13 protein-coding genes and 1 tRNA gene are annotated in these 16350 nt (G+C 71.5%); 5 read left to right on the plus strand and 9 right to left on the minus strand.

What is annotated here, in order from left to right; all coding sequences use genetic code 11:
• Positions 1-60: 60 nt before the first annotated feature.
• Together larC and ACZ5AJ_RS13740 are read left to right on the plus strand one after the other, a co-directional pair.
• Entirely contained in the window at positions 61-1617 is a 1557-nt protein-coding gene (gene larC, locus ACZ5AJ_RS13735) for a nickel pincer cofactor biosynthesis protein LarC (RefSeq protein WP_464135602.1), read from the plus strand.
• A gap of 133 nt (positions 1618-1750) precedes the next feature.
• Positions 1751-2098 (plus strand): cupin domain-containing protein, encoded by a 348-nt coding sequence (locus tag ACZ5AJ_RS13740; RefSeq protein WP_464135603.1) that lies wholly within the window; start codon positions 1751-1753, stop codon positions 2096-2098.
• A gap of 31 nt (positions 2099-2129) precedes the next feature.
• On the opposite strand, the gene ACZ5AJ_RS13745 is transcribed toward ACZ5AJ_RS13740, so the two are convergent.
• From ACZ5AJ_RS13745 to ACZ5AJ_RS13770, 6 genes are all read right to left on the minus strand, one after another.
• Positions 2130-2858 (minus strand): class I SAM-dependent methyltransferase, encoded by a 729-nt coding sequence (locus ACZ5AJ_RS13745; protein ID WP_464135604.1) that lies wholly within the window; start codon positions 2856-2858, stop codon positions 2130-2132.
• A gap of 106 nt (positions 2859-2964) precedes the next feature.
• Complete coding sequence (locus ACZ5AJ_RS13750; protein ID WP_464135605.1) at positions 2965-4005, minus strand: hemolysin family protein; 1041 nt, start codon at positions 4003-4005, stop codon at positions 2965-2967.
• Positions 4002-5438, minus strand: coding sequence for a hemolysin family protein (locus ACZ5AJ_RS13755; protein ID WP_464135606.1), 1437 nt, complete (start codon positions 5436-5438; stop codon positions 4002-4004). The genes ACZ5AJ_RS13750 and ACZ5AJ_RS13755 overlap by 4 nt, the downstream gene beginning before the upstream one ends.
• Before the next feature lie 351 nt (positions 5439-5789).
• Positions 5790-6467: an alpha/beta hydrolase gene (locus tag ACZ5AJ_RS13760; RefSeq protein ID WP_464135607.1), complete on the minus strand. Its 678-nt coding sequence runs from the start codon at positions 6465-6467 to the stop codon at positions 5790-5792.
• A gap of 515 nt (positions 6468-6982) precedes the next feature.
• A complete protein-coding gene (locus ACZ5AJ_RS13765) occupies positions 6983-8455 on the minus strand; it encodes a mechanosensitive ion channel (protein ID WP_464135608.1) in 1473 nt (490 codons plus the stop codon).
• A gap of 263 nt (positions 8456-8718) precedes the next feature.
• Entirely contained in the window at positions 8719-10500 is a 1782-nt protein-coding gene (locus tag ACZ5AJ_RS13770; RefSeq protein WP_464135609.1) for a protein adenylyltransferase SelO, read from the minus strand.
• Between the two features lie 192 nt (positions 10501-10692).
• Here ACZ5AJ_RS13770 and ACZ5AJ_RS13775 point away from each other — a divergent pair, with 192 nt between their 5' ends.
• Both ACZ5AJ_RS13775 and ACZ5AJ_RS13780 read left to right on the plus strand, forming a co-directional pair.
• Positions 10693-12048, plus strand: a complete 1356-nt coding sequence (locus tag ACZ5AJ_RS13775; protein ID WP_464135610.1) for an ROK family transcriptional regulator — start codon at positions 10693-10695, stop codon at positions 12046-12048.
• Positions 12045-12596 (plus strand): NYN domain-containing protein, encoded by a 552-nt coding sequence (locus ACZ5AJ_RS13780; RefSeq protein WP_464135611.1) that lies wholly within the window; start codon positions 12045-12047, stop codon positions 12594-12596. Before ACZ5AJ_RS13775 ends, ACZ5AJ_RS13780 begins: the two co-directional genes overlap by 4 nt.
• Positions 12597-12657: 61 nt before the next feature.
• Here the strand turns inward: ACZ5AJ_RS13780 and ACZ5AJ_RS13785 are convergent, their stop codons facing one another.
• On the minus strand, positions 12658-14391 hold the full coding sequence (locus tag ACZ5AJ_RS13785) for an MDR family MFS transporter (RefSeq protein WP_464135612.1): 1734 nt from the start codon (positions 14389-14391) through the stop codon (positions 12658-12660).
• 170 nt (positions 14392-14561) lie between these two features.
• Between ACZ5AJ_RS13785 and ACZ5AJ_RS13790 the strand changes: the two genes are divergently transcribed.
• Entirely contained in the window at positions 14562-15263 is a 702-nt protein-coding gene (locus ACZ5AJ_RS13790) for a TetR/AcrR family transcriptional regulator (RefSeq protein ID WP_464135613.1), read from the plus strand.
• Positions 15264-15784: 521 nt separating this feature from the next.
• On the opposite strand, the gene ACZ5AJ_RS13795 is transcribed toward ACZ5AJ_RS13790, so the two are convergent.
• Positions 15785-15868, minus strand: a tRNA-Leu gene (locus ACZ5AJ_RS13795).
• A gap of 175 nt (positions 15869-16043) precedes the next feature.
• Positions 16044-16340, minus strand: a complete 297-nt coding sequence (locus ACZ5AJ_RS13800) for a ribosomal protein L7/L12 (protein ID WP_464135614.1) — start codon at positions 16338-16340, stop codon at positions 16044-16046.
• Positions 16341-16350: the final 10 nt, after the last annotated feature.

Here is a 16350-nt window from a genome sequence, read left to right on the forward strand (position 1 = left end):
CCGCGCTCCCGCCGCCCGTCGGCCCGCAGCCATCGCTCGTCGGCACCCTACGATCGGGACATGACCTCGAGCTCCGCCCCCTCCCCCGCCGTCGGTCCTCCGCCCGTCGGCTCTCGCGCCGTCGGCCCTGGCCGCCTCGCGTACATCGACGCCACCGCCGGGATCGCCGGCGACATGCTGCTGGCGGCGCTGGTCGACGCCGGCGCGGATCTCGAGGGTGTCCAGCGGGTGCTCGACGCCCTCGTCCCAGGCTCGGTGAGGTTCGTGCTCGACCGTGTGGACCGGGGCGGGCAGAGGGCCGCGAAGGTCGACGTCGAGGTCCTCGTCGAGGATCCGCCGCACCGCACCTGGGCGTCGATCCGTGAGCTGCTGGAGCGTTCCCGCGGGAACCCCGACGTCCCGGACCGCACGATCGACCTGGCGCTCGAGGTGTTCGGGCGCCTCGCCGACGCCGAGGGTGCGACCCACGGGGTCCCGGCCGACGACGTCCACTTCCATGAGGTCGGGGCGCTCGACTCCCTGGCCGACGTGATCGGAGCCTGCGAGGCATGGCGGCAGCTGGGGATCACCGAGGGCGCGGGCAGCGTCATCGCCGTCGGCTCGGGCCGCATCCGTGCCGCGCACGGCGACATCCCCGTCCCCGTCCCGGCGGTGGCCCGCCTCGCCGTCGGCTGGCCGACGGTCGCCGGCGAGCTCCTCCCCCCGCGCGGCCACATGCACAGTCACGATCACGAGCACAGTCACCATCACGACCACGAGCACGAGCACGAGCACGAGCACGAGCACGAGCACGAGCACGGTCATGATCACTCAGCCGACCATGGTCATCCTCATGCGCACTCGCATCCTCTCGAGGTCCCGGACTCCGACGCCGACCTGCCCGCGCACCTGGCCGACCTGCCCGCGCACATGGTCGGGGGTCCGCATGAGCAGGGCGGGCGCCGCGTTCCTGCCGGGGTGGCACCCGGCATCGGCGAGCTCGCGACCCCGACCGGGGTGGCTCTCGTGCGGGGGCTGGCGTCGGTCGCGGGACCGCAGCCGGCGATGACGCTCGAGGCCCTCGGCGTCGGCGCCGGCACCAAGGACACGCCCGGCCGCCCGAACGTCGTGCGCGTGCTCGTCGGCCGTCCCGGTGCTCCGTCGGCCGCACCTGCCGACGCCCATGACACCCCGACCTCCGCGCTCCAGCTCGAGGCGAACGTCGACGACCTCGATCCGCGCCTGTGGCCGGGCGTCGTCGACACCCTTCTCGCGCAGGGCGCGCTCGACGCCTGGATCACCCCGATCGTCATGAAGCGCGGTCGCCCGGCCGTGACGGTCCACGCGCTGGTCAGGGAGGACTCTGCCGACTCGGCCGCGGCGACGATCATGGATCGCACCGGCAGCCTCGGCGTCCGGATGCACCGGGTGGAGAGGGTGATCCGTCGTCGGGCGTTCGAGACGATCGAGGTGCGCGGGCATCGGATCGCCGTGAAGGTCGCCCATGCGTCCGACGGCACCGTCGTGCGGCGCGAGCCCGAGTTCCGCGACGTCGCCGCCGCCGCAGCAGCACTGGGCGTCAGCGAGCGCGAGCTCCTCGCCGAGGCACGAGCGCTCGCGGATCCCCCGCAGCGCTGAGCCGCCGCAGCGCTGAGTCGCCGCGGGCGGGCAGACCTCGCCGACGGCGGACCGACGGTTCCCCGGTTCGCCTGACGCGCACGGCACGCTGTCGGATACTGGGTTCGTCACCCCACGCGACCAGGAGGTTCCCATGGCTGCCCTGTCCGACGAGATCCAGAGGGCCATCGACCAGGCCCGCAAGTCCGAGCACGGGCGCCACGCCGAGCTGCTGGTGAGCGACGGCCCGCTGCGTCAGACCGTCATCGCCCTCATGCAGGGGGTGCGTCTGGCGGAGCACAACTCCCCGCCCGCCGCGTCGATCCAGGTGATCCGGGGCCGGGTCCGCGTCACGGGCCAGGAGTCCGTCGAGCTGCCCACCGGGAGCATCGAGGCGCTCACCCACCACCGCCATTCGGTCGAGGCGCTCGACGACTCCGTGTTCCTGCTGACCACGGTCACGAGCATCCCCGGCAAGGAGTCCTACGGCGACGAGACCTGAGCGCCCGCGCGGTCACGGGAGCGCCCAGCGGTCAGCGGCGCGAGAGCACCGCGACCAGGAAGTCGTCGTCGGCCGGGCGCAGGTCCCAGGACGAGAAGCGCTGCTCGATGGCCAGGCCCGACGCGGCGGCGTCGGCCGCGAAGGCGTCGGCCGAGTAGCCGCGCCCCAGTCCGAAGCCGACGACGAGACGGCCCCCGTCGGCGCGGTGCTCGGCGAGGCGGGCGAGCGCGGGCCGACGCTCGTCCCGCGCCAGGAAGGTCATCACGTTCCCGGCGCTGACCTGCAGGTCGAACAGCATCCGTCGGCCGTCGTCATCGCGCAGATCGAGCTCCGCGAGGTTCTGGACCTCCCAGCGGGACCGAGGATGGTCCTGCTTCGCGATCGCGATCAGCTCGGCGTCGAGATCGACGCCGACGACCCGGTGCCCTGCCGCTGCGAGATATCCGCCGATGCGCCCGGTCCCGCAGCCGGCGTCGAGGATCCTCGCGCCGCGCTCCGCCATCGCATCGATCAGCCGGGCCTCCCCGACGATGTCCTTCCCCGCGGCGGCCATCCGCCGCCACCGCTCGGCGTACGCCTGCGCATGCTGCGGGTTCCGCTGCACCGCCGCCGTCCAGACGTTCACGGCGGGACCCTCCGGCTCAGATCCGGCCTGCCGGAACGCCGGCATCTCCCCCGACCACGGGGACGCGGGAGCGGCGGGCCGGAGCGGTGGGGTGCTGCCGGGCTCGGGCGCAGCAGGGCCGAGGGGAATGCTCATGACCCCATTTTGTCCGCTCCGCCCGTCCCGTGCGCGGGACCCCGCGCACAGCGGAGCCGTGCGCGGGGTCGAGCGGCAAGGTCGAGCGGGGGGTCGAGCGGCAGAGTCAGGCGGCCAGACGGGAGTCGTCGCGGATCTGGCCGACGAGCTCCTCGAGCATGTCCTCGAGGGTGACGATGCCGATCACCGCGCCCTCGTCGTCGGTCGCGGCGGCCAGATGAGCGCCGGAGGCCTGCATGCTGGTCAGCGCCTGTCGGAGGGGCTGATCGGATCCGACGGACGGCAGGTGCCGGATGCGGGAGGACGGGATCGGCAGGCCTCGATGCTCGGCGTCGGCCTCGAGGAGGTCCTTGATGTGGACGTAGCCGGTCAGCTCCCCGGACGCGGAGCGCACGGGGAAGCGGGAGTAGCCCTCGACGGCCGCGTCCTCGGCCTGCTCGGCCGTGACGCCCTCGGGGAGGGTCGTCACCTGCGCGAGCGGGATGACGAGGTTTGCGACGCTGCGCTGATCGAAGCTGAGCGCCCCCAGGAGGAGCGCCTCGTCGTTGTCCTCGAGGAGCCCGTCGTCATGGGACTCGCTGACCATGGCCGCCACCTCGTTGCGGGTGAAGGCGCTGGTCACCTCGTCCTTGGGTTCGATGCCGAGGATCCGCAGCGTCAGGTTGCCGACGGCGTTGAAGCTCCACAGCACGGGCCGCAGCACGGTCGCGAACCCCATGAGCACAGGGGCGAGGATGAGGGCCATCCGCTCGGGGCCCGCGAGTGCGATGTTCTTGGGGACCATCTCGCCGAAGACGACGTGCAGGTAGGTCACCAGGGACAGGGCGATCACGAACGAGATCGGGTGCTGGAGCGCTTCCGGCACGCCGACGGCCTCGAAGGGCACCTCGAGCAGGTGCGCGATCGCGGGCTCGCTGATCGCACCGAGCGCGAGGGAGCAGACGGTCACGCCGAGCTGAGCGCCCGCGAGCATGAGGGAGACCTGCTCCATCGCCGAGAGCGTCACCTTGGCCGCCCAGCTGCCCTCGAGGGCCTTGGGCTCGATGATCGAGCGTCGGGCGGAGATCAGGGAGAACTCGGCACCGACGAAGAACGCGTTGGCGAGCAGCAGCACGAGGGTCAGGGCGATGCCCGTGAGGTCGCTCATCGTCGGTCCTCCTTCTCGCGGCTGTCGCGCTTCTCGCGCGCTTCCCGCTTCTCGCGGCCGTCCCGCTTCTCACGGCCGTCATCGTCGGCCTCGTCGTCCTCGGGCATCGCCTCGACCTTCACGTGGACGGTCTCGATGCGCAGGCCGTCGATCTCACGGACCTCCATGCGCAGGCGCGCGGGGTCCTCACCGGGAGCCGGATCGGTGTCCACGACGATCTCGTCGCCGACCTCGGCGAGCCGGCCGAGCTCCATGGTGACCAGTCCGCCGAGGGTGTCGTAGTCCTCGTGCTCGGGGACCGTCACGCCGAGCCGCTCGGTGGCCTCGTCGGGCCGCAGGCGGGCGTCGAGGTCCCAGGAGCCGTCGGGCTCGGGGCGGTCGTCGGTCTCCTCGTCGTGCTCGTCGCGGACCTCGCCGACGATCTCCTCGACGAGGTCCTCGAGGGTGATGAGGCCGGCGTGGTCGCCGAACTCGTCGACGACGACGGCCATCTGCAGGCCGCCGGCGCGGAGGGTGTCCATGAGGTCGTCGAGCGGGACGGTGTCGGGGACGAAGGTGGCGGCGTCCATGATCGTGTCCACGGCGACGTCGGCGCGCTGCTCGAACGGCACGGCGAGCGCCCGCCGGATGTGGGCGACGCCCGCGATCTCGTTCTCCTCGGTCAGCACCGGGAAGCGGGAGTGGCCGGACTCGCGGGCGAGCTCGAGCATGTCGGCGACGGAGTCGTCGACGTCGAGGGAGTCCATGCGTCCGCGCGGGACCATCGCATCGTGGGCGCGGCGATCGCCGAAGGCGAGGGTGCGCTGGACGAGATGGGCGGTCTCCGCGGCGAGCGAGCCCTCGGCCGCACTGCGGTTGACCAGGGCGGAGAGCTCCTCGGCGCTGCGGGCGGAGCTGAGCTCCTCCTGCGGTTCCACGCCGAGCCGGCGCACGATCACGTTGGCGTTCCCGTTGAACAGGCGGATGGGCAGCGCGAAGATCGTCGAGAACACCCGCTGGTAGCCGACGACGGCCTTCGCCGTGCCCAGCGGCTTGGCGATCGCGAGGTTCTTGGGGACCAGCTCGCCGAAGACCATGGTCAGGCCCGTGGCGAGCACCAGGGCGATCGCGACGGACACCGAGCGTGCGGCGACGGCGTTCACGCCGAGGTCCTCGAGCGGCGGCGCCACGATGTCGGCGATGGCGGGCTCGGCGAGGAAGCCGATGGCCAGGTTCGTCACCGTGATGCCGAGCTGCGCGCCGGAGAGCTGCGTGGACAGCGTCCGCATGCCGTGCAGCACGCCCTGGGCGCGCTTGTCACCGGACTCGGCGGCGGCCTCGACGTCATTGCGGTTGACGGTGATGAGGGAGAACTCGGCGGCGACGAATCCGCCGCAGGCGGCGATCAGCAGCAGGCTGGCGCCGAGGGAGAGGAGGATGCCGATCAGTTCCATCGGCGGTCCTGACCGGGAGTGCGTCCTCGGTGGGGTGCTGGGTCGTCCTCTGGCCCGCGGAGGGGCCGGGATCCGACCCCGGGTCTATGTCCGTCCTCGGGGCTGTCTCCGCCGTCGGCGCTGTCGCCGGCGTCGGGACGGTCCCCGTCGGGGGATGCGTGCGATGTCAGGCCCGAAGGCCTGGGACTGTCACAGGGGGCGTCGCCGACGGCGCTCATGATCTCCTGGTGCTCCTCGTGCCCGCCGCGTCCTTCGCAGCGGAATGACGGAATGCTACAACCACGATCCTGGACCCTGTCAGCGTCCTGTGGGCAAAGGCTCCGTCAACTCCGCCGACGACGGGTCGCCGCCTCAGGAGAGCGCGGCCCGCTCGTCCGCGCGACGCTGCAGGAAGCTCGCGATGGCGCGCAGCTCGACCTCGTCGACCGCATGGCCGAGGTAGGGGCGGCGCTCCTCCTCGAGGGTGAAGTGGGCGCGCATGAATCCGCGCACCGCGTCCTCCCGCTCGGGGTCGAAGTGCGGGTCGAGCCCGCCATGACCCCACAGCGCTCGCGGTGCGAGCTCGGCGAGCGCGGCGTCCCCCGGCATCGGCGCGGGGAACGGCGCTCCCGACAGCTGGACGATCCAGTCGAGCGCACGGGGGTTGCGCCGCAGCAGCTGGAGGCCGAGGAACCCGCCCTGGGAGAAGCCGATGGCGCCGACGACGGGCGCATCCTGCTGCCCGATCCAGGTCTCCACGGCGGCGGCGGACGTCTCCAGGGACGTCGGGTCCGACGGGTCCAGCGGCCAGTCCATCCAGGCGTATCCCTGGACGTACCGGAAGATGCCGCGCAGGGAGACGTAGCGGAAGTCGGTCGGCAGGTGCGGCGCGAGGCCCACGAGGTCCCGCTCGTGGCTGCCGAGGCCGTGCAGCAGGATCACGATCGGAGCGTCCCGGCGCGGCCCGGGCACGCGGACGACGGCGCTCTCGTCGATCGTCGGAGCGATGAGCTCGACGGCGGGGGTCTGCTCGGCGGAGGGCTGGCTCATGGTCCGAGCGTATCGCCGGAGTCCGGTCGGACCCGGGGACGGACGGATCCGGAGGTGGACGGGCCGAGGGCGGACGGACCGGGGCGGACGGACCGGGGGGCAGCGGGCGGAGAAGGCATGGGAGGACCCGCAGGTCGCGCGATCGCGCTGGCCGGATGGACGAGTTCCGACCCCTGCGGGTCCCGGCAGCTCGGTGGTATTCGCTGCAGGTCCGTCGATCTGAAGGTCCGCCGAGGCGGATCAGGTCGATGGTCGCCTCAGCGGCGAGCCACCTCACATGTCCGATGGGAAATCATTCCTCGGATCACCTCCTTCCTTGTGTGCCTCCACGCTAGACCCGCCGTCGCCGACGGGGCAACGGATTATCCGGTCGACCCTCGGGAGCCCCCTCAGCCGGCGACCCGGGCATGCCGCGGCCCCGCCCACCGGCGAGGTGGACGGGGCCGCGGATCTGTCCGCAGACGGCGGCGGTCCGGCGCCGCCGCCTGCGGGGACCAGGGACGATACGCCGATCGTCAGACGTTCGGGCCGGGGTCCGTCGTCGGATCGGAGCCGGGCGCGCCGCCGGGCCTCCCTCCGGGGGCCGACGGGGCAGAACCCGGGGCCGACAGCCCGGCGTCGGGCGCGGAGGCGGAGCCGAAGCCCGCGCCGGCAGGCGCCTTCTCCTGCTGAGCGTTCTCGAGCCGCGCCAGCTGACGGGCGGCGGCGTCGCGCCCGCCGAGACCGAAGGCGAGGACCGCCGCGGCCGCACCGCCGATGACGAGAGCACCGAAGGCCATCTCGATGATCGAGTCGGCCACGCCCATGGACTGCAGGCCCATGGCGGTGAACAGGATGATGATCGCCCAGCGCACCACGACGGACACGGTGCCGGACAGGAGCTTGCCGACGATCGTGGCGATGAGGAAGCCGGCGGCGATGATCGCACCGCCGAAGATGACGCTCCCGCCGAGCGCGAGGATCTCGGAGAGGATCGCGGTGATCTGCGGGAAGCCGAGCACCTGAGCACCCATCACCGCGAAGAACAGCACGACGGCGATCTCCACGATCCGCAGCACCGTCGGCACGACCGAGGATCCCGCAGGGAGGATCTCCTGCTTGATCAGCCAGCCGTCGATCCCGGAGGCCTCGAGGATCGGTCGGAAGAGCCCCGAGACGAAGCGGGCGATGAGCACGCCGAGGCCCACCAGCACCACGGCCGCGATGATGTTCGGGATGGCGGTGAAGACCGCGGTGAGCATCGCCGACGCCGGGTCGGAGATCGAGGCGATGCCGAGGATCTGCAGTGCCGCGATGGACACCACGATCATGATCAGCGCGAACGCCACGGAGCCGAGGATGTCGGCGATCTGGGATCCGGAGCGCCCCGCCGCAGCCGAGCCGCCCTGCGGGGCGGGCTGGCCCGGCTGGCCCTGCTGTCCCACCTGATCCTGCTGCTGTCCCTGCTGTCCCACCTGACCCTGCTGATCCGTCTGTGCAGGCTGCGCGGGCTGGGTCTGCTGCGCGGGCTGACCGGCGCGACCGGTGGAGGTGACGCCTCCGGTGGCGCGCTCGAACCCGGACTGGGCGGTGCCCAGCAGCCTGCCGAAGTCCACCGCGTTCAGCGCGGTGACGATGAGCGCCCGGACGATCTTGGCGATCGTCAGACCGATGATGAAGACGAACACCGCGCCGACGATGTTCGGGATGAAGGTGAGCGCCTGCTCGAGCATCCCAGTGACAGGGCTCAGGACTCCCGACAGCTGGAAGATCCCCAGCACGACGATCAGGCCCAGCAGCCAGACGAGCAGCGAGGCGATGGTGCCGAGGGCTGCGCCGATGCCGGCACCGTCGGCCCCGGGCCGCTGCAGCGCAGGCACCTTCTGGGTCAGCTTGGCGACGCCCGACTTGATGAGCGACGCGAGGATCGCCGTCAGGACGATGACGACGACGGCGGCGAGGATCTTCAGCCCCAGTCCCGCCCAGTCGTAGTTCAGCAGGGGGTTCACGGTCTTCTCCGATGCTCGGGATCGACGGTCCGACCGTCATGGCGCTCCGGCTGCCCGGTCGCCGCGACGGCGGCGAGGAACCCCTCCGGAGCACATCCGCAGTGCTCCCCGCCCCGACAGCATGCACCGATCCGAGTGTGACGTCCACCACACCGAAGCGGTCGGTGGGCGGCCGACGGCGTCCGCGCGCCCCGATCCCCGCTGCCGCGACAGGCCGTCCGAGCTGCAGCGATGACCTGGCTGAACTGCGGCGGAAGCCTGGCTCAGGTGCCGCAGAACGTCATGAAGCCGCCGTCGTCCCCCACCGGGCGTTCGAGGTGCTCGAGGCCCGGCCGACGGGCGAAGGGCTCGCGTACCGCCTCCATGAGCTCCTCGAAGGGGGCGAGATCGCCCAGGTGCGCTGCCCGCAGAGCGGTATCGAGGGCGAGATTCCGGGGGATGTGGACGGGGTCGGCCCGCAGCATCGCCCGGCGCGCCTCCTCGGCGCGCACGGCCGGGGAGGACGGGTCGTCGGCCGCGGCCGCCCGACCGCGCAGCTCCTCCAGCCGCTCGTGCCAGGCCGTGAAGGGCTCCGGATCCCCGAAGAGGGAGGAGGGGCCGGTCCCCGCATCGGCGCCAGGCTCGGCGCCCGCGTCCGCATCGGCGTCAGCATCCGCGTCGGTCTCGGCGAGCGCGTCGGTCTCGGCGAGCGCGCGGAAGAAGCCCGTGTGATCGATGCTCTGCGCCTCGAGCAGGGCGAAGAGCTCCTCCCCGAGCTTGCGCACCTCCCGAAGCAGGCTCCCCTCCGCCGCCGCGCTCCCCGCGACCGCGTCCCGGCCGTCGGCCGCACCCGGTCCGTCAGCCGCATCCGGTCCGTCGACCGCGATGCCGAGCTTCGCGGCGAGGCCTCGGGCGTGAGCGCGCTGGTAGCAGGCGTCGAACTCCTCGAGGACCGAGGTCGCGGCATCGACGGCGGCCTCGGGCTCGTCAGGGTCGATCAGCTCGAGGAGCGTCTCGGCGAAGCGCGAGAGGTTCCACAGCGCGATGCCGGGCTGGTTGCCGTAGGCGTAGCGTCCGCCGTGATCGATCGAGCTGAACACGGCACCCCGGCGGTGTGCGTCGAGATAGGCGCACGGACCGTAGTCGATGCCCTCTCCGGAGAGCGCCATGTTGTCGGTGTTCATCACCCCGTGGACGAAGCCGATCAGCATCCACTGCGCGACGAGCTCCGCCTGCGCCTCCATCACCGCTCGCAGCAGCGCGAGCGGAGGGTTCTCGGCGCTGCGCGCGGCGGGATGATGCCGCTCGATCACATGGTCGACGAGCGCCCGGCGCACCTCGAGGTCGTGATGCCAGGCGGCGAACTGGACGGTGCCGACGCGCAGGTGGCTCGCGGCGACGCGCACGAGGATCGCACCCGGCTCGGGGACGACGCCCTGCCGCGGCGCGATCCGCTCCCCGGTCGCGATCACTGCGAGCGCCCGCGTGGAGGGGATGCCGAGCGCGTGCATGGACTCGCCGACGACGGCCTCCCGCAGCATCGGCCCCAGCGGCGCCTTCCCGTCCCCGCCGCGGGCGAAGGGAGTGCGCCCGGACCCCTTGAGGTGCAGGTCGCGACGGTTCCCGGCGGTGTCGACGAGGTCGCCGAGCAGCATGGCCCGGCCGTCGCCGAGCTGCGGGTTGGGACTGCCGAACTGGAACCCCGCGTAGGCCTGGGCCGTCGTGAACGGCTCGGCGGAGTCCGCCGTGGACGAGGCATCCGCCGGGGATGCCGCGGGATCGCGGGGTCGGCCCTGCGCGTCGACCTGTCCGGTGAGCAGCGCGATCCCCTGCGGTGTGCGCAGCTGATCCGGATCGAGGCCGAGCTCCCGGGCGAGGTCCTCGTTCAGCCAGACGAGGTTCGGCTCGGGCGGAGCGTCGGCCGCCCAGGGCACGGAGAGCTCGGGGACGGCTGCGGCATAGCTCTGATGCAGTCGGGGACCGAGGAGTCCCGGCCCGGTCCCGCCTGCTCGCGTCGCGGCATCCCCGCTCCAGCCTGGCTCGGTCGACCAGTCCGCATCCGTCATGCCCGCACCTCCGTCGTGTCGCGCCGCTCGTCCTCCCGCAGCTCCACGCCAGCCCCACGCTAGCCCCACGCCCGAGGAGCGCGGGTCGGAGCTCTTGACACCGTCGCGCCGGCGCGGAAGACTCGCTCCTCATTGTGCAACCCGGTTTCAGAATCGCCGGGCCGCAGCGCACCGCCGCACCCGGGGAGGCCCATGACCACGCCTGATCGCGCCGGATCCGCCCTGCGCGAGGCGAACGCCCGCGCCTGCCTGCTCGCCCTGCGCGACGGACGCGACGGTGCAGCCGGGGTGCCCGGGGCGTCCTCCGTCTCCGAGCTGGCCTCCGCCACCGGGCTCTCTCGGCCGACGGTCGACGCGGTGCTCGCGGACCTGGTCACCACGGGGCTGGTATCCCCTGCCGCGCGCGAGGACCAGACCGCTCCGGGCGTGCCCGCCACCGCCCCGGGCAGGCCCGCCCGACGCTTCGCCTTCGCACCCCATGCGGCGAGCGCGGTCGCGGTCGACGTCGGCGCGAGATCCGTCGGCGCCCTGCGCGCCGACGCCTCCGGCACCATCCTGAGCAGGACCTCCGTGGAGGTCGGGTCCCTGCAGGACCCGACGGACGTGCCCGACGGACAGGACGAGCCCAGCGGACAGGACGGGGCCGGCGTCGAGGGGATCGTCCGGGCCATCGAGAGGGTCTGCGATCCGGAGCCCGACCTGCCGCGCGCGACCGATGCCGCTGCCGTCCGGGGCGCACCGTCGTCGGTCGCGATCGCCGTTCCCGGAATCCTCGGGGCCGACGGGCGGATCGCCCAGAGCCTCGCCGCACCCCGCCTCGTCGGCCTCGATCTCGTCGGGATGCTCGAGGAGCGGTTCGGGTGCCCCGTCACGCTGGAGAACGACATCAAGCTCGCCGCCTACGCCGAGCACCACCTCGATCCCGCCGCGTCGGACACGGTGCTGGTGCAGATCGGCCACCGCATCTCGGTCGCGCTCATCCTCGACGGCCGGATCCTGCAGGGAGCACATCGGCAGGCCGGGGAGCTCGGCATCCAGCGCGGCATGCGCTGGACGTCGACCTCGGAGCGCGGACGTCTGCGCTGGTCCACGGGCGACCTGGCGGAGCCCCTGCTGCGCCGCGCCGCCGACGGCGACGCCGCTGCGATCGCCGAGGTCGACGCCTTCTGCGCGGAGATCGCTCCACGGCTGGCCGGTCTGCTGCTCACGGTCGACCCGGAGCGCGTCGTCGTCGGCGGCGGGCTCTCCCGTGCCGGCGAGGTCCTGCTCGGCCCGCTGCGCTGGCACGTCCATCGCCTCCTGATGACAGTCGAGCGGCCGCGCATCGACGCCGCCCGACTCGGAGCGGACGCCTCCCTCATCGGCGCCCTCGGCCGCGCCTTCGAGCACGGCTCCGCACGGGTCAGCGGCGTCGTCGGCGTCCCGGCCCCCTGGCCCCGTCTGATCGCCGGCATCGCCACCCCGACCGCGGACGCGGGCCGGGAGATCGTGCTGCCGGGTCCCGATCGTCCGACGGGCCCGACCGCAGCGCGTAAGGTCGACCCATGACGGAACGAACGACCTTCCTGCTCGTCGACGGCGAGAACATCGATGCGACCCTCGGCGTCTCCGTCCTGGGGCGGCGTCCCCAGTCCGACGAGCGCCCCCGCTGGAACAAGCTCCTCACCTATGCCGCGGAGAGCTGGGGCCAGGAGGTGCGCGGTCTGTTCTTCCTCGCCGTGGGCGACTCCCTGCCGATGAACTTCGTGCAGGCCCTGCTCGCTCTGGGCTACAAGACGATCCCGCTGCGCGGCGAGGGCAAGGTCGTGGACATCGCGATCCAGCGCACCGCCGAGGCGCTCGTCGAGCGCGAGGCCGACGTCATGCTCGTCAGCCACGACAGCGACTTCGCCCCGCAGATGACCCGCCTGGCCGAGGACGCGGAGCGCCGCACCGGCATCGTGGGCTTCCAGGAGTTCATGTCCAGCGACCTGCGGGCCATCCCCGGGATCGAGTTCTTCGACCTCGAGTACGACGTCGCAGCGTTCACCAGCCGCCTCCCGCGCGTGCGCATCATCGACATCGACGAGTTCGATCCCCTGGAGTTCATCCTCTGACCGGGACTCGCCCTCCGACCAGGACTCACCCTCCGATCAGGACTCAGCCTCCGATCCGGACTCAGCCTCCGATCCGCCGGTCCGGACCCGTGGTCGCCGAGGCTCCCGCGACCGTGCCGGCCCCCGCCTGATCAGGACCGCCGTCGTCAGCACTATCGGCGGGTCCGTCGTCAGCACGGTCGGCGGGTCCCTCGTCAGAGCCGATGGAGTCCTCGGATCCGTGATCGTGACCACCGAGATCCTCGCCGAGGACGGCCTCACCCCGGGCCACCAGACCGCTCTCGTGCGAGAGCGGGATCTGACGCAGGAACAGCGCGAGGATCAGAGCGCCGACCAGGAACGGCAGCACGTACCAGAACACCGGCGAGAGAGCATCCGCATAGGCGCCGACGATGCCGTCGCGCACCGAATCCGGAAGCTGCGAGAGGGACTCCGGATCGATGGTGGCGGCGGAGGAGCTCGCCTGATCGGCATCCTGTCCGGTGCTCGTGAACACCGCGATCAGACGCTCGGTGAGTCGGGTGGTGAACACCGACCCGAACACGGCGGTCCCGAGCGTCGCTCCGACCTCACGGAAGTAGTTGTTCGTGCTCGTGGCGGTGCCGACGGTGCTCGCGGAGACGGCGTTCTGCGCCACCAGCACGATGTTCTGCATCACCAGGCCGAGTCCGGCACCGAAGACCAGCAGGTAGGCGCAGATGACCCAGATCGGGGTCTGCGCCGTCATGGTCGTGAACAGCAGCACCCCGCCGATCATCACGACCACGCCGGCCGCCGTGACCCGCCGATAGAGACCGGTGCGGGAGACATAGGCTCCGGAGATGATGGACGTGACCATCATCCCGCCCATCATCGGGATCATCAGCAGACCGGACTGCGCGGCGGACGTCCCGGAGGCCATCTGCAGGAACGTCGGCATGAACCCGATCACGGAGAACATGCCGATGCCCAGCGCGAAGCCGATCACGGCGCACTGCACGAACAGGCGGTTGCGGAAGAGGGACAGCGGGATGATCGGGTCCTCGGCCCGAGCCTCGATCAGAACGAAGACCGTCACGGCGACCAGGAAGCCAGCACCCAGCAGCCAGGTGGTCGCGGAGTCCCAGCCGTAGGCGTCGTCCCCGCCGAAATCGGCGAACAGGATCAGGCAGGCGGTGGTGATCGACAGCGCCACGACCCCGGCGACGTCGATCTTCCGGGTGGCTCGCTTGGAGGGCAGACGCAGGGCGAACAGCCCCACGAGGAAGGCGGCGATGCCGACGGGGATGTTGATGTAGAACGCCCAGTGCCAGCTCAGGTGATCGACGAAGTAGCCGCCGAGCAGCGGCCCGGCGACCGCGGAGACTCCGAAGACGGCGCCGAGCACGCCCATGTACTTGCCCCGCTCGTCAGCCGGGGTGATGTCGGCGATGATCGCCTGCGACAGGATCATCAGACCACCGCCTCCGAGGCCCTGGATGCCCCGGAAGAGCACGAACACCCAGAAGTCCGACGCGACGGCGCAGCCGATGGACGCCACGGTGAACAAGGCGATGGCGATCAGGAAGAGGTGCCGCCTGCCGAGGAGGTCGCCGAACTTGCCGTAGATCGGCATGACGATCGTGGTCGCGAGCAGGTAGGCGGTGGTGATCCACATCTGGTGGTCCACGCCGCCGAGCTGGCCGACGATCGTGGGCATGGCCGTGGAGACGATGGTCTGGTCGAGGCTGGAGAGGAACATCGCCGCCAGGAGGGCGGCGAAGATCGTCCAGACCCGACGTCGGGTCAGCACCATGGGTGCGGCGGCGGTGGTCATGGGCGCTCCGTTCCGTACGAGGCAGTGCGCAGATCCCGACAGCTCCGGGTCCCGTCGGATGCAGGTCGTCGGGTGTGCCGCTCCTGCTCGGTTTAGCTACTGCAGTTTGCAACTTTAGTCGCTGCACTTTTCTGAGTCCAGCGGAGTGTGGCGCGCCGTACTGTGGATCCATGAGAGAGAAGTCCGCCCCGGCACCAAAGAGCCGCGCTCCGAAGAGTCGCGGGGAGCGCACCGCCGACGCCATCGAGAGGGCCGCGGTCGACCTCGTGGTCGAGCACGGGTACGACGCCGTCACCGTCGCGATGATCTGCGAGGCCGTGGGCATCAGCCAGCGCACCTTCTTCAACCACTACCCCGCCAAGGAGGACGCGCTGCTGGGACGCCACATGCCGCGCGTGGATCAGAGCGCCGCCCGACGGTTCATCGTGAGCCGCGGTCCCGTGCTGCTGGACGCCGTCGGCCTGGTGGGCCCCCCGCCGAACGACTCCCCCGTCCCCTTCGCCGAGCGCATGCGTGTCATCGGCACCCACCCCGCCCTGCTGATGGCGCAGATGCAGCGCATCTTCGAGCTGGAGGAGGAGCTGGGGGAGATCATCCAGCTGCGGGTGCGCACCGAGCATCCTGAGCTCCCCGAGGACGAGGTGGAGCCCGTCGCCGTGATGGTCACGAACCTCATCGCCGGCGTGGTCCGCGCCATCGGCCATCTCTCCGAGGAGGAGTCCCGCCGCAGCGCGTCCGGCGAGGGAGGGGCATCCGGCAGCGAGGCGGTCGGAGACTTCGCATCCGGAGACGGCGAGGATACGGCCTACGACGACATCGTCGAGCGCACGCGGAAGATCCTCGCGACCGTACTGGAGGGCACCTCGAACTGACCACCGGCGTCGCATCCGCGATGTTCAGGCGAGCCGGCCTGAGAGCGAGCCGGCCTGAGAGCGAGCCGGCGCAAGAGCGAGCCGGCCTGAGAGCGAGCCGGCCTGAGAGCGAGCAGTGTCCGTCTACCACCGCTCAGACACGCTTCCAGCGGTGGTAGACGGACACTCCCCCGACGAACACGGCTCGCCGACCCCGACGAGCACTGCGGCCTCTGACGAGCACGGCGGACTCTTCAGTCACCCCGGACTTCCGATCGTCGGCGCACTTCACCCCTCACGAACGGCGCACTCACCCCTCACGAACGAGCAGTGTCCGTCTACCACCGCTCGAAGACGTTTCAAGCGACGGTAGACGGACACTGCCCACCCCCAACAGGCCCACCCCCAACAGGCCCACCCCCAGCAGGCCCACCCCGCGCAGGCCACGCTGCGGGCAGTCCCGGCCCAGACGACCGCCGTTCGTGGAATGACGGAAGCCCCGTCCGGATCTCTCCGGACGGGGCTCCATCCACTGCATGCGGTGCGCGAGGGGGGAGTTGAACCCCCACGCCCTTTCGGGCACACGGACCTGAACCGTGCGCGTCTGCCTATTCCGCCACTCGCGCATATCTTCGACACCAGGATCGTACACACCAACGCCGAAGGTTCCCTCAGGTTACCCTGCGAGAACACCCCGACCAAACCGAGGCGCGCCAACGTAACGCACGCCACGCCGCTGCCAGCCCCGAGGTCGCCACCCGGTCCAGCCCATCGTGCTGAGCGGACCGAGGGGCGCCGCAGTCACCCCAGGGGGCCTCGGGTCCTGCGGTCGAGGTCGTCGATGGCGTCCTTCGCCTCCTTGAGGCCGACGCCGGTCCCTTCGCGGTAGAGCTTGATCGCCATGATCTTGTTGCCGCGCGCGAGCTCCTGCTCGATCTGGGGCGTGATCCCCGCATCGGCGCGGCCACGCAGGGCGAAGAGCTCCGCCTCGCCGACACCGGCACGCCGCGCGAGCTCGCCGACGAGTCCCTCGAGCTCCCTGTTCCTCGCCCTCAGGCTGTCGATCTCCTGCTGCTGCCGCTTCGATGTTCCGAACATGACGTCGAAT

It is taken from the genome of Brachybacterium zhongshanense (assembly GCF_055385755.1).

Excerpts from the sequence above, each read along its gene's own strand:
- ACZ5AJ_RS13775 (WP_464135610.1), top strand. The coding sequence starts at position 10,693 with ATGACCACGCCTGATCGCGCCGGATCCGCCCTGCGCGAGGCGAACGCC.
- ACZ5AJ_RS13780 (WP_464135611.1), top strand. The coding sequence starts at position 12,045 with ATGACGGAACGAACGACCTTCCTGCTCGTCGACGGCGAGAACATCGAT.
- ACZ5AJ_RS13755 (WP_464135606.1), bottom strand. The coding sequence starts at position 5,438 with ATGGAACTGATCGGCATCCTCCTCTCCCTCGGCGCCAGCCTGCTGCTG.
- larC (WP_464135602.1), top strand. The coding sequence starts at position 61 with ATGACCTCGAGCTCCGCCCCCTCCCCCGCCGTCGGTCCTCCGCCCGTC.
- ACZ5AJ_RS13740 (WP_464135603.1), top strand. The coding sequence starts at position 1,751 with ATGGCTGCCCTGTCCGACGAGATCCAGAGGGCCATCGACCAGGCCCGC.
- ACZ5AJ_RS13750 (WP_464135605.1), bottom strand. The coding sequence starts at position 4,005 with ATGAGCGACCTCACGGGCATCGCCCTGACCCTCGTGCTGCTGCTCGCC.
- ACZ5AJ_RS13800 (WP_464135614.1), bottom strand. The coding sequence starts at position 16,340 with ATGTTCGGAACATCGAAGCGGCAGCAGCAGGAGATCGACAGCCTGAGG.
- ACZ5AJ_RS13770 (WP_464135609.1), bottom strand. The coding sequence starts at position 10,500 with ATGACGGATGCGGACTGGTCGACCGAGCCAGGCTGGAGCGGGGATGCC.
- ACZ5AJ_RS13790 (WP_464135613.1), top strand. The coding sequence starts at position 14,562 with ATGAGAGAGAAGTCCGCCCCGGCACCAAAGAGCCGCGCTCCGAAGAGT.
- ACZ5AJ_RS13785 (WP_464135612.1), bottom strand. The coding sequence starts at position 14,391 with ATGACCACCGCCGCCGCACCCATGGTGCTGACCCGACGTCGGGTCTGG.
- ACZ5AJ_RS13760 (WP_464135607.1), bottom strand. The coding sequence starts at position 6,467 with ATGAGCCAGCCCTCCGCCGAGCAGACCCCCGCCGTCGAGCTCATCGCT.
- ACZ5AJ_RS13745 (WP_464135604.1), bottom strand. The coding sequence starts at position 2,858 with ATGAGCATTCCCCTCGGCCCTGCTGCGCCCGAGCCCGGCAGCACCCCA.